Annotated in this window: 12 protein-coding genes; 5 read left to right on the forward strand and 7 right to left on the reverse strand. The window is 64.2% G+C overall.

Annotated features, from left to right (window positions below):
• Nucleotides 1-3 precede the first annotated feature (3 nt).
• The 5 genes from cyoC to ACT53K_RS06920 are packed head-to-tail and all read left to right on the forward strand — an operon-like array spanning nucleotide 4 to nucleotide 3,494.
• Nucleotides 4-630, forward strand: coding sequence for a cytochrome o ubiquinol oxidase subunit III (gene cyoC / locus ACT53K_RS06900; RefSeq protein ID WP_476227829.1), 627 nt, complete (start codon nucleotides 4-6; stop codon nucleotides 628-630).
• On the forward strand, nucleotides 627-1,016 hold the full coding sequence (cyoD, locus tag ACT53K_RS06905; protein WP_476227830.1) for a cytochrome o ubiquinol oxidase subunit IV: 390 nt from the start codon (nucleotides 627-629) through the stop codon (nucleotides 1,014-1,016). The genes cyoC and cyoD overlap by 4 nt, the downstream gene beginning before the upstream one ends.
• A complete protein-coding gene (locus ACT53K_RS06910) occupies nucleotides 1,013-1,705 on the forward strand; it encodes an SURF1 family protein (protein WP_476227831.1) in 693 nt (230 codons plus the stop codon). Before cyoD ends, ACT53K_RS06910 begins: the two co-directional genes overlap by 4 nt.
• The gene (locus ACT53K_RS06915) at nucleotides 1,702-2,973 is read left to right on the forward strand and encodes an ATP-binding protein (protein WP_476227832.1); all 1,272 of its coding nucleotides are present in this window, start codon (nucleotides 1,702-1,704) and stop codon (nucleotides 2,971-2,973) included. Before ACT53K_RS06910 ends, ACT53K_RS06915 begins: the two co-directional genes overlap by 4 nt.
• Entirely contained in the window at nucleotides 2,970-3,494 is a 525-nt protein-coding gene (locus ACT53K_RS06920; protein WP_476227833.1) for a response regulator transcription factor, read from the forward strand. The genes ACT53K_RS06915 and ACT53K_RS06920 overlap by 4 nt, the downstream gene beginning before the upstream one ends.
• Before the next feature lie 12 nt (nucleotides 3,495-3,506).
• On the opposite strand, the gene ACT53K_RS06925 is transcribed toward ACT53K_RS06920, so the two are convergent.
• The 7 genes from ACT53K_RS06925 to ACT53K_RS06955 all read right to left on the reverse strand — a co-directional run bounded on the left by ACT53K_RS06925 (nucleotide 3,507) and on the right by ACT53K_RS06955 (nucleotide 12,175).
• The gene (locus ACT53K_RS06925; RefSeq protein WP_476227834.1) at nucleotides 3,507-5,321 is read right to left on the reverse strand and encodes a putative bifunctional diguanylate cyclase/phosphodiesterase; all 1,815 of its coding nucleotides are present in this window, start codon (nucleotides 5,319-5,321) and stop codon (nucleotides 3,507-3,509) included.
• A gap of 99 nt (nucleotides 5,322-5,420) precedes the next feature.
• Nucleotides 5,421-7,184, reverse strand: a complete 1,764-nt coding sequence (locus ACT53K_RS06930; RefSeq protein ID WP_476227835.1) for an aspartyl protease family protein — start codon at nucleotides 7,182-7,184, stop codon at nucleotides 5,421-5,423.
• A 232-nt stretch (nucleotides 7,185-7,416) separates the two neighbouring features.
• A complete protein-coding gene (locus ACT53K_RS06935; RefSeq protein WP_476227836.1) occupies nucleotides 7,417-8,079 on the reverse strand; it encodes a retropepsin-like aspartic protease family protein in 663 nt (220 codons plus the stop codon).
• Nucleotides 8,076-8,846, reverse strand: coding sequence for an MBL fold metallo-hydrolase (locus ACT53K_RS06940; RefSeq protein WP_476227997.1), 771 nt, complete (start codon nucleotides 8,844-8,846; stop codon nucleotides 8,076-8,078). Before ACT53K_RS06940 ends, ACT53K_RS06935 begins: the two co-directional genes overlap by 4 nt.
• 22 nt (nucleotides 8,847-8,868) lie before the next feature.
• Nucleotides 8,869-9,648 (reverse strand): TatD family hydrolase, encoded by a 780-nt coding sequence (locus tag ACT53K_RS06945; protein ID WP_476227837.1) that lies wholly within the window; start codon nucleotides 9,646-9,648, stop codon nucleotides 8,869-8,871.
• Nucleotides 9,645-11,150, reverse strand: a complete 1,506-nt coding sequence (gene metG, locus ACT53K_RS06950; protein ID WP_476227838.1) for a methionine--tRNA ligase — start codon at nucleotides 11,148-11,150, stop codon at nucleotides 9,645-9,647. Before metG ends, ACT53K_RS06945 begins: the two co-directional genes overlap by 4 nt.
• A 44-nt stretch (nucleotides 11,151-11,194) precedes the next feature.
• On the reverse strand, nucleotides 11,195-12,175 hold the full coding sequence (locus ACT53K_RS06955; protein ID WP_476227839.1) for an AAA family ATPase: 981 nt from the start codon (nucleotides 12,173-12,175) through the stop codon (nucleotides 11,195-11,197).
• Nucleotides 12,176-12,201 lie beyond the last annotated feature (26 nt).

Consider the following 12,201-nt stretch of genomic DNA (forward strand, 5'->3'; position numbering starts at 1 on the left):
GCGATGAGCGCAACGACCGTACATACGGGCGAAACGCCCGTCTTCTACCAGACCGAGGAACATCATCACGACGCCGGCGGCAGCACCATGCTCGGCTTCTGGATGTACCTGATGAGCGACTGCCTCATTTTCGCGATGCTGTTCGCGGCATGGGGCGTCTATGGAGGCAGCTATGCCGGCGGCCCGACGGCGCACGAACTGTTCGAGCTGCCGCTGGTCGCGGTGAACACGGCGATGCTGCTGTTCTCGTCGATCACCTATGGCTTCGCGATGATCGCGATGCAGGAGAAGCGCCAGGGTGCCGTGCAGGCCTGGCTGCTCCTGACCGCATTGTTCGGCGCTGCCTTTCTGGGCATCGAGCTCTACGAATTCTCGAACCTCATCCATGAGGGTGCGGGTCCGTGGCGCTCGGCGTTCCTGTCGTCCTTCTTCACGCTGGTCGGCACGCACGGTCTGCACGTCACCTTCGGCCTGATCTGGCTGTTCACCCTGATGGTGCAGGTCGCGCAAAAGGGGCTGATCCCGGCAAATGTGCGCCGCCTGCAATGCCTGTCGCTGTTCTGGCACTTCCTCGACGTGGTCTGGATCGGCGTGTTCACCTTCGTTTACCTGCTTGGAGCCATGCGATGAGCGCGGATACCCACGGCCACGCCGGCCACCACGACCATGACCATCACGATCATGGCGCCCCGCACTCCACGCGCGGCGGCTACATCACCGGCTTCCTGCTTTCGGTTGTGCTGACCGCGATTCCGTTCGGGATCGTGATGGGCGGCTGGATCAGCGACAAGAACCTGGCGGCGGGGATCTGCATGGTCTTCGCGATGGTTCAGATCGTCGTCCACATGGTCTATTTCCTCCACATGAACAGCAAGTCCGAGCAGGGCTGGACGCTGATGGCGCTGATCTTCACGGTCATCATCGTCGTGATCGCGCTGACGGGCTCGCTGTGGGTCATGTACAACATGAACCTCAACATGATGCCGGGGATGGCCCCGGGCACCGCGGGCATGTGACCCGGCGCGCTTCCCGTCCGCTGTTCGCGATCGCGCTCATCCCGCTGATCGCATTGCTGGCAGGTCTCGGCATCTGGCAGGTCGAGCGGCGGACATGGAAGCTCGCACTGATCGAACGGGTTGAGCGGGGGCTGGCGATGGCGCCGGTTCCCGCCCCCGGACCGGCCGAATGGCACGCCATCGGCACCGACGCCACCTATCGCAAGCTGCGCGTCACCGGCCATTTCCTTCCCTGCCGGACGAAATTGTCGCAGGCCGTTACCGATCTCGGCTCCGGCAAATGGGTGATGACACCTCTGGTGGCGAACAGCGGCTTCACCGTCCTCGTCAATCGCGGTTTCCTGCCCGAGGGGCAGCAGCTGCCCGCCTGCCGCAGCCAGCCCCCGCAGACCGTGACCGTCACGGGTCTTTTGCGCCTCACCGAACCCGGGGGCGGCTTTCTTCGCCGCAATGATCCCGGGGCGAACCGCTGGTTCTCGCGCGATGTGCAGGCGATGGGGCAGGGGCTTTCGCCGCTTGCGCCCTATTTCATCGACGCCGACCGGCAGGGCGATGGCTGGCCCCGCGGCGGCATGACCGTGGTGCGGTTTCCCAACAACCACCTTGTCTATGCGCTGACCTGGTTTGCGCTGGCGGGGATGGTCGGCTGGTTTGCGGTGCAGATATGGCGGAGCGGAGCCGGCGAATGACGGCCTTCGCACCGGAGGATGCAGCCCGGCGCAACCTGTTGCTGCTGGTGCAGCTGCGATGGCTGGCAGTGGCGGGGCAGCTGACCACCATCCTGGTTGCGCATCTGCTGCTGGGCGTGGTGCTGCCGCTGGTGCCGATGCTCGCCACGGTGGGCGTGCTGATCGCGCTCAACCTCGTCATGTTCCCGGCACGCGCGCTGCGTCCGGCGACGAACCGGCAAGTGCTGGCCGGGCTGCTGGTCGATGTCGCCTGCCTCACGGTGCTCCTGTACCTCAGCGGCGGGGCCACCAACCCCTTTGTGTCGCTCTATCTGCTGCAGGTCGTGCTCGGTGCCGTGCTGCTCGATACGACGTCGAGCTGGGGGCTGGTCGTGCTCACCAGCGCTGCCGTTGCGATGCTGGCGCTGGCGCATCGGCCGCTGGCATTGCCGCAGCCGATCCACAGCACGCTGTCCGGCCCCTTCATCTTCGCGCTGTGGTTCAACTACACGCTGACGGCGGCGCTGCTCGTGCAATTCGTAACCCGCATCGCACGCAATTTGCGCGACCGCGACGAGCGCCTCGCCGAATTGCGACAACGCGCCGCCGAGGAAGAACATATCGTTCGCATGGGTCTCCTAGCCAGCGGCGCCGCCCACGAACTCGGCACCCCGCTGGCATCGTTGTCCGTCGCATTGGGTGATTGGCGCGCGGATGCGAAGGTGGCGGCCGATCCACAGCTGGCCGGCGAGGTCGCTGACATGCAGGCTGAGGTCGCGCGCTGCAAGGCGATCGTCGCCGGTATCCTGTTTGCGGCCGGAGAAGTCAGCGGCGAAGCGCCCGAACGAACCACACTGCGCCGTTTCGTCACCGGGCTGCTGGAAGCCTGGCCGCGCAACGACACAGTCACGCTCGATTACCGGATCGGTGCAGAACTGCCGATTGTCGCCGATCGGGCGCTCGCCCAGTCAGTGGTCAATCTGCTCGACAACGCAATCGAAGCTGGCGCCACCCGCATCGGTTTGGTCGTCGCCCGGGAAGGGGAGTTGCTCTTACTCACCGTGCGGGATGACGGTCGCGGCTTTCCCGAAACGGTTCTGCCGCGGCTCGGCCATCCCTATAATAGCAGCAAGCAGCGGCAGGGGGCGGGGCTGGGCCTCTTCCTCGCCCATAATGTACTGCGCACGCTGGGAGGAACGCTAGAGGCACGCAATCCCGACACCGGCGGAGCAGAAGTTCGTCTGCGCGTCCCGATTACGGCTCTGGCGCTCGAAAAGGATGATGCATGAGCGAAAAGCTTCTTATCATCGAGGATGATGCCGTTTTCGCGCGCACGCTCGGCCGCTCGTTCGAGCGCCGCGGCTATGCCGTGGAGATGCTGCACGGCCCCGATGGACTGGAGGAAACCGCCCAGCGGTTCGCGCCGACACGGGCGGTCGTCGATCTGCGGCTCGGCGGCACCTCCGGGCTTAGCTGTGTGAAATTGCTGCACGAGCTCGATCCGGCGGTGCGCATCGTCGTCCTAACCGGTTTCGCGAGTATCAGTACGGCCGTTGAAGCGATCAAGCTGGGCGCGACCAACTATCTGATGAAGCCGGCCAATACGGACGACATCGAGGCCGCGTTCGAGCGCGTCGATGGCGACGCCGAAACCGAACTGAAGGCCAGGCCGACTTCCATCAAGACGCTGGAGTGGGAGCATATCCACCAGACGCTGGAGGATACGAACTACAATCTATCCGAAGCGGCGCGACGGCTGGGCCTGCACCGCCGTACGCTCGCCCGCAAGCTCGACAAGCGCCATCTGTAACGGGGAAGGGGTCTAGCCGGCGGCTGCACGGCCGAGGGCAGGCGGGATGGTAGCGTCCAGCAGCAACTGGGTTGCCCGCTCTGCCGACACCGCGGGCGAGAAAAGATGCCCTTGTCCGTAGGCGCAGCCGAGTCCGCGGAGCAGATCTGCCTGCATTTCGCTCTCCACGCCTTCTGCGATCACGCGGATCTGCAGCTCACGGGCGATATGCACCAGCCCCTCTACGATCGCGCGCCCCGGACCGGAATCGACCAGGCCATCGACGAACGCCTTGTCAATCTTCAGGAAGTCGACGGGCATGGAAAGCAGATGTGTCAGCGAAGCATAGCCGGTGCCGAAATCGTCTAACGCGACAGTAAGCCCCTGTGCGCGGAACCAACGCAGCGTATCGACGACCACGCTTTCGCGCTGGCCCAGATAGACGCTCTCGGTGACTTCCAACGATAGCTGGTGGAGGGGTACGCCATGCCGCCGGAGCGCGGCCGGAATGATCTCGCGCAACCGTTCGCCATGAAAGTCGCCCGACGCGAAGTTCATCGCGACGTGCCTCGGCGCGATCCCCATGTCGCACCAGCGACGCATATCCCGCGCGACAAGGTCCAGCATCCTTTCGCTGATCGCGCCGGCAACCTGTCCGTCCGTCGTCGCTTCGAAAAACTCGGCTGCCGGGACGATACGGTCGGCGGCCTTCATCCGACACAGCGCCTCGAAGCCCAGGATTTCACGGCTGCGCAAATCGAAGATCGGCTGATAATAGGGGAGGAGCCGCCCCTCCGCCAAAGCCCGCTCCACGGAAGAGATTGCGTCCAGCCGGCGGGCCATGCGTGTGGCGATCCCTCGCCAGAAGTGGACGAACGCGCCCCGGCTGGTTTCTTTGGCATGATAGAGTGCGAGATCGGCATTCTGGCGCACCTGGTCGGGCGTATCGCCCAGTTCGACTGTCGCGCCTCCCGCCGTCGCACGGGGGAGCAGGTTACGCTCGCCTTCGTGAATGGGCTCCGCCACCGCCGCAAGTACGCGATTGGCAGTGCCAGCAAGATCGGCAACCGCGTCAGCGCTTTGGACCAGCACCGCAAACTCATCTCCGCCAAGACGGTAGGTGCGATCCGGTGCAACGGTTTCAGCGATGCGCCGTGCGGCGTGGACGATCAGCGAATCTCCGGCGACGTGGCCAAAAGTGTCATTGACAATCTTGAGGTTATCCAGATCGACCAGGATCAGGCCCCAGGCGCCTGCCTCGCTGCAATCCAATTCGCTAACGGACGTGTTGAACGCCGCCCGGTTGGGCAGACCGGTCAATCCGTCCTGCAAACCGCGCCGCAACTGCTTCGCGCGCCATATATCATGCTCGATCGCGATGGCACCGAGGTGAAGGCAAACCTGAATGATGCGGCGTTCCAGTGGCGTCGGCCCGCGGGGCACCCGGTAATAGAGCGCGAACACGCCGACTACTTCACCGCGCCCATTCTTGATCGGGTTCGACCAGCATGCGCGTAATCCGATCGGCAACGCCAGATCGCGGAACTTGATCCAGTTGGGGTGGGTCGCGATGTCTTCGGCGATGAACGGCTCGCCATGGAAGGCTGCCGCACCGCAGGAACCCACTTTCGGCCCGCTCATCAACCCGTCGATGGCACGCATATAATGTTCCGGCAGCTTTGGGGCTGCAATCGGATGCAAACGACCGGCAACGTCGACGCGCATCACCGAACAGATCACGTCCGGAGCCCGCACTTCCACCTCGCGGCACAAGCGATCCGCCACCGAGGTCAAATCGACGCCTTTGGCGACGAGCTCTAGAATGGTGTTCTGGAGCGAAATATCCACGCGGGCAGCCTGCTTCCTTCGGGCATTGGCATTCCTGCATGAACCGCCAGGGTTGCGCGCGGCATAATGTATGCCACCGGGAAACTACCTAGCTGGCGTTCACTCCAGGTGATAACGCTGTGCGCGAGCGGCGACCTTGGGCTCAAGCGCCGTCGCGGCGGCGATATCCCGATCCGCGTCAGCAGTCTTGCCGAGGTGTCGCTCCGCAAGGCCGCGGCAGTACAGTCCCCACGCCATCCGCGGATTGATAGCAAGCGCGGCACTATAGTCAGTAACTGCCCCGGAATAGTCGCCGCGCCGGAAGGCCACCAGCGCGCGGCTGTCGAGGAAATTGGGATTATTCGGGATGGCACGTACGGCGGCGTCGCAATCCCGCTTTGCCTGATCGAGCTCAATATTGGCGAGCGCACGCGCCCAGCAGCGACCGTTCTGGCCCGAGCTCTGATGCGCATCTTGATGGCGCACGGCTAGCCACAGATCAAATTGCGCAATGGCTGCGGGGAAGGCGTCCGCGGACGAATAAAGCTGCGCCACCCGCAACCGCTCGGCATCCTCGCGCGGGAGCCGTCCCGAAACATCATCAAGATCGGCGACGGCACCTGCCGGATTGCCCGCCCGCAGCCGAATCTCGGCGCGGACCAACCGCGCCCGCGTGTCGGCCGGATCGAGCGAGAGCGTGGTATTGAGGTCATCGAGCGCGAGGATCGGGCGCCGCTGCGCCAGATAGGCAAAGGCCCGCTGGCGGGAATAGCGCGGCTCCTTCGGCGCCAGCTCGATCGCCTTGGTGAAGGCTTCGATCGCATGGGGCAGGTCGTTCTGCGTCTGGTACATTGCCCCGCGCTGGCTAAAGCCCTCCGCGTCCTTCGGAGCCGCTTCCGGCGCCCCCTGCGCAGCAATCTCGCTCTTCGCGTCCACATGCGCGGCCGAGCTGAACAGCCGTCCACCAGTATAGGTGAAATACATGCGCCGCTGGGCGTTCGAGACGAAGACGCGGTGCGAAATGAAATAGTCGGCACCGATCAGCATGTCGGTATCCAACCCGCCCAGATCGGAAATGTGGAGCCGCACATTGTGCAACTCTTCATTGCCCACTTCGAGTACCTTGAATGTGGCGATCCACCCGCGAACGACATGCTTGCCGAGCCCGGAGGACCAGCCAGCTTCCTCAACACCCGGATCGCCCGGCTTCACGCCGGCCCGCGCCGCGGCGCGCAACGACACGACTGTCGTTGGCGCGCCCGTATCGAACACGGCGCGCATTTTCGCCCCTTCCAGCATGACTTCGCCGACGGTGTGGCTTCTGGAAGTGTCCTTGTCCTCGATCGGCAGTTCGAAGAAGGGCTTGCCATCGGTCCAATAGGCCATGGCGAGCTTCCCACATCCCTGCGGACGAAACAGCCGCACGGCGCCGCCGGGAAGATCATATTCGACATCGGCGAGGCCGAGCACATTCTGCCCCAGAACACCCGTCTGACCCACATCGCTGCCGCCGACGATGAACTGAACATTGGGGATGTCGACACCGGCGAGTTCGAAATGGCGGACGGTCGTGGCCCAGCTTTCGGCTACACCACCGATCCCGCGGACCGTGAAGCCAGGCGGAAGCGGCTGTGCCGGCAAATGCATCGCCTTGGCCACCGGCGGTGAAATCGTGCTGTAAAACGCGCCGCTGTCGAGAATGAAAGGCGCAGACTGGCCGTTGATCTTGGTTTCAACAATCGCCCGCAGACCTTGCATGGTCACGGCCAACTGCGCGATCATACCGACCTTGCACGGGGCAGCGGCCGCATCGGCAGGCGCTGCCATGGCTGCCGCGAGCGCCAACGGCGCCAGAAACCGGAACGAAGGAAAAGCTTTGCTCACGCCGTTGCACCCCGAACTAGAAAGTTCACCAAACGGACGCCGCACGGTTCTGACCCGCACTCAGCACTAACGGCGATCTGCGAAGTGCGATCTACTTTAGTGAAAGATTGGCCGCAACGCGCTTTTCAAGTGGCGTTTTTATCCCGACGCTGTGCCCAGGGGGAAAACGCGGGTTACCTGCGGCGCCAACGCGCCCATAGGAATGATAATATACATTATGTAAAATTCACGATCAGGCGGCGAGGTCGCTGTCACCCCGTTTTCCGGCATCGTTGCCCGTACCGGATTTAGCCCGAGGCTCCAGCACCAGCACATTGTTCTCCACACGCCAGCTATGCAGCCGCGAGAGGAAATTCATACCAAGGACATCGAGATCGCCGAAGTTCGGCGACACAACGACGCCAAGATCGTGCGTGCCGAGCGAACCGATGCGTACCCGGTCCACGATCGAGCGATGCGCCGTGACGCTGCCATTGGCAGTCTCGATGATTGCAGGCAGCCCACCGCCGACCTGCAGGTGCGCGGCAGCCGCAGTCTCGGGCGAAATGGCCGTTATCGTGGCGCCGCTGTCAATCAGCATGCGCCGCTCGACGCCGTTGAGCGACACACGCGCCCAAAAATGCCCGTCCGGGCTCATCCGGATACGCACAACGCCGCCCTCGACGAACTGGTCATCGATGCCCAGCCGCGAAGTGACCGCAGTCGCAACTGCTTGAAGCTCATAGCGATGCGCCACCGCAAATACCGCCAGCACCCCGATCGCGGCCCAACCAAGAGCCGCACGTAGCAGCACGCCAAACGCAATGCGCCGCGTCGCCAGCGCGCTGACGACGAGCACCAGGCCACCGACGAGCCAGATCAGATTGATGCCGTCAAACGAGTCCAAACCGCTCATGCCCATGCCTCAAGGCCATCAAAGCCCGGCTCAACCCCCTCCGGCAACACTGCCGCGAGCTCGGCATAGTCCATGCTATTGTCCATATGAACGAGCACCGAACGGCGCGGCGCACAGGCAACGATCCATTCGAGTACGGCCGCCAGATGCGGATGCGTCGGATGCGGCGTTCTCCGCAAGGCATCGACCACCCACAGGTCCAGGCCCTTATACAAGGCCAGCATCGGGTTCGTCATTTCATGGAAGTCTGTAGCGTAACCGATTGATTTTCCGTTACTCTCAAAACGGAGACCAGCAGATGTGATGCCGCCGTGCGGCTGATCGACGACGCGGACGGTAATGTCGCCGATGACGAAATGATCCGCCATCGGCGCGATGCTGACCACCGGAGGGTAAAATTTCCCCCTTCCCTCAAAGATATAAGGGAACCTCTTGCCGAGCTGTTCGAGCGTGAAAGGGCGGGCATAGCCCGGCACCGGTTTGCCTTCGCGGGCATGCATCACTTGCCGCAGATCGTCGATGCCGTGGCAATGGTCGGCATGGTCGTGCGTCCAGAGCACTGCGTCGACGTCCGCAATGCCGGCTGCGAGCAATTGCTCGCGCATGTCGGGGCTGGTGTCGACCAGGATCGTCGTCGTTGCGCTCTGGATCAGTACCGAGGCACGGGTACGGCGGTTGCGCGGATTTGCAGGATCACACGCCCCCCAGTCATTGCCGATGCGCGGGACGCCGGAGGAGGTACCGGAACCGAGGATACGGACCTTCAGCAAAAGCCGCTCCCCGATCCGTTCAGGCCAGCGTCTTGGCGAACAGGCGGTGGAAATTGGCGCGTGTTGCCTCCGCCAGTGCCTCCGGGCTCTCGCCGCGCAGACCCGCCAGGAAACGGCAGGTATCGGCGACAAAGGCCGGCTCGCCGGTCTTGCCCCGGTGCGGCACGGGAGCAAGGAATGGCGCGTCAGTCTCGATCAGCAGCCGTTCGAGCGGCAGCGCTGCCGCGGTTTCCTGCAGGTCCTTGGCGTTCTTGAAGGTCACGATACCGGAAATCGAAATGTAGAAGCCAAGTTCCAGCGCCACCTCGGCAAATTCGCGGCTGGCGGTGAAGCAATGGATCACCCCGGGGAAGGGCCCCTTCCCCATTTCGTCGCGCAGGATTTCGGCGGTGTCGGCCTCGGCATCGCGGGTGTGCACGATGATCGGGAGCTGCGTTTCGCGGGATGCCGCCAGATGTGCGCGGAAACTCGCCCGCTGGCGATCGCGGTCGCTATGGTCGTAATAATAGTCGAGCCCGCTCTCGCCGATGCCGACCACACGCGGATGCCGCGCCCGCTCGACCAGCTTGGCGGTGTCGACATGGGGATGCGTGTCCGCCTCATGCGGATGGACGCCCACGCTCGCCCACACATCCGCCTCGCGTTCGGCGACGGCGATAACGTCGTCCCACTCATTCTCGCGCGTCGAGATGTTGAGCATCGCGACCACGCCGGCGTCGCGGGCGCGCGCCAGCACCTCGGGCTGCTGCTCGCCCAGACCCTTGTAGATCAGGTGGCAATGGCTGTCGGCGAGCTTCATGCGTCCTCGGAAGCCTGTAGTTCAAGGCGCGGGAAGATCGGCGTCGGTGGCGCGATCCGGAAGTCCGCATCGCCGTCCGGCCCCAGCTGCGCGAGCAGTTTGGCGGCTGAGGTCGGCACCACCGGCGCGATCGTGACGCCAAGACGCCGGATCGCCTTGAGCAGCGTGCCCAAAACCGCGTGCATCCGCTCCGGATCGGTCTTGCGGAGCGTCCACGGCGCCTGCGCGTCGATATACTGGTTGCAGGCGAACACGCCGGTCATCCACGCCTCAACGCCCTGGCTGAGCGCAAGGTCCTGAAAGGCGCGGGTGAAGGCGGCACAGGCGGTGTCGACTTCGGTCAGCAGCACCGCATCGGCATCGTCGGCGCGTCCGGCCTGCACCGCGCCCTCGCAATTCTTGGCAATGAAGCTCAGCGTGCGCTGCGCCAGATTGCCGAAGCTGTTCGAGAGATCGGCATTGGCACGAGTGACGATCGCCTCGTCGCTGAACGTGCCGTCCTGCCCGAAGCTGACGTCGCGCAGCAGGAAATAGCGCAGCGCATCGACGCCATAGGTTTCGGCCAGTTCCATCGGATCGACGACATTGCCGACCGACTTCGACATCTTTTCCCCCCGGTTGAGCAGGAAGCCGTGGCCGAACACCTGTTTCGGCAGCGCGATGTCGGCGGACATCAGGAAGGCCGGCCAGTAGACGGTGTGAAAGCGGACGATGTCCTTGCCGATCAGGTGCAGGTCCGCCGGCCAGTAGCGCGCCAGCCGCTCGGCATCGTCGGGATAGCCGGCACCGGTCAGATAGTTGGTCAGCGCATCGACCCAGACATACATCACATGGCCGGGCGAACCCGGCACCGGTACGCCCCAGTCGAAGCTGGTGCGGCTGACGGAGAGATCGACAAGCCCGCCCTCGACGAAGCGCAGCACCTCGTTACGGCGCGTTTCCGGGCGGATGAAGTCCGGGTTGGCGGCGTAGAAGTCGAGCAACGGCTGCTGATATTTGGACAAGCGGAAAAACCAGGTCTCTTCCTTGGTCCATTCCACCGGCGTGCCCTGGGGTGAGAGCTTCTGCCCCCCTTCCCCTTCGACCAGTTCCTTCTCTTCGTAGAAGGCCTCGTCGCGAACCGAGTACCAGCCCTCGTAGCGATCGAGATACAGGTCGCCCTTGGCGGCCATCTTCTCCCAGATCGCCTGACTGGCACGATAATGATCGGGCTCCGAAGTGCGAATAAACCGATCGCACGAAATATCGAGTTTCTCCGCCATAACACGGAAATAGTTCGACATTTCGTCGGCAAGCTCGCGCGCCGTCATGCCGCGGCCACGGGCCGTCTGCACCATCTTGAGGCCATGCTCGTCGGTGCCGGTCTGGAAGAATACGTCGCGACCCTGCTGCCGCTGGAAGCGGGCGATCGCGTCGGCGGCGATCATCTCATAGGCATGGCCGATATGTGGCTTGCCGTTGGGATAGTGGATCGCGGTGGTGATATAGAAGGGGTCAGCCATGCCCGCGCTTTAGGATGCGGCGCAGCACGGGGCAACCTGTACGCTTAGCGGGCCGCCAGCCGCGTCAGGATTCCTGCCATTTCGAACACAGTGGCGCCCGCGTCGAGTGACAGGCCCAACGCTGCACCGCCCAGCTCGCGTGCCGCAGCATAGGCATCGAGAGCCGAGCGCAGTGTTTCCCCCTGCAGCTGCTTCGCACGGGCAGCGATGAAACTGGGCGCTCGCTCCAGAAAAGCCTCGTAACGCTGCTGCGCCGCCTTGCTGCCCAGGCTACGCGCCAGCCTGCTGCGGATTGCGTTATCCCGATCACCGCCATCGGCAAGCGCCGCCATATCCGCCTCGAGCGCCGACAGGTCGAGCCCGGCAAACCGCAATGCGCGGCCCGGCGCCCCTTCGCCTGCACGCACCAGTGCGGCAATCTCTGCAGCACTAGCTTCGGGAAGCTGTGCCTGAAGCACGGCCCTGGCCTCATCATCCGACAGCGGATCGAAGCGGAGCAGGCGGCAGCGCGAGCGGATCGTCGGCAGCAACCGGCCAGGCGCGTGGCTCACCAGCAGGAAGATCGTGCCTGCCGGAGGCTCCTCGAGATTCTTGAGCAGCGCGTTGGCACCGGCCCGCTCGAGGTCGTCGATCGCATCGATCACCACCACCCGCCGCGGCCCCAGTGAAGGCTTGGTCGCGAAGAGCGGCTGAAGCGAGCGGACCTGCGCGATAGTGATCGAACGCGCCAGCGCCTCATCGGGTTTGTCGACGTCCTTGGGCAGCCGCGCCAGCACCTTCAGGTCGGGATGGCTGCCCGCGGCGATCAGCGCCGCTGTGCGGGTGGAGGCGGGTACGTCCCAGCCGGGCATCAACCGGTCTGGCTCACCGGCCTCCGCGAGCATCCGCGCGGCGGCGATACGGGCGAATGTCCCCTTCCCCACCCCCTCAGGTCCGGCGATCAGCCAGGCGTGGTGGAGCGCGCCGCTCGCCATGGCAGCGGCGAGCGCGTCGCGCGCGGAACGGTTGCCGACAAAAGCGGTCATGGTGCCACTATCCCCCGGCCCGGCGC

The sequence above is a fragment of the Sphingomonas sp. DMC8 genome (assembly GCF_056314185.1).

Excerpts from the sequence above, each read along its gene's own strand:
- ACT53K_RS06935 (WP_476227836.1), bottom strand. The coding sequence starts at position 8,079 with ATGAGCGGTTTGGACTCGTTTGACGGCATCAATCTGATCTGGCTCGTC.
- cyoC (WP_476227829.1), top strand. The coding sequence starts at position 4 with ATGAGCGCAACGACCGTACATACGGGCGAAACGCCCGTCTTCTACCAG.
- ACT53K_RS06945 (WP_476227837.1), bottom strand. The coding sequence starts at position 9,648 with ATGAAGCTCGCCGACAGCCATTGCCACCTGATCTACAAGGGTCTGGGC.
- cyoD (WP_476227830.1), top strand. The coding sequence starts at position 627 with ATGAGCGCGGATACCCACGGCCACGCCGGCCACCACGACCATGACCAT.
- ACT53K_RS06915 (WP_476227832.1), top strand. The coding sequence starts at position 1,702 with ATGACGGCCTTCGCACCGGAGGATGCAGCCCGGCGCAACCTGTTGCTG.
- ACT53K_RS06955 (WP_476227839.1), bottom strand. The coding sequence starts at position 12,175 with ATGACCGCTTTTGTCGGCAACCGTTCCGCGCGCGACGCGCTCGCCGCT.
- metG (WP_476227838.1), bottom strand. The coding sequence starts at position 11,150 with ATGGCTGACCCCTTCTATATCACCACCGCGATCCACTATCCCAACGGC.
- ACT53K_RS06920 (WP_476227833.1), top strand. The coding sequence starts at position 2,970 with ATGAGCGAAAAGCTTCTTATCATCGAGGATGATGCCGTTTTCGCGCGC.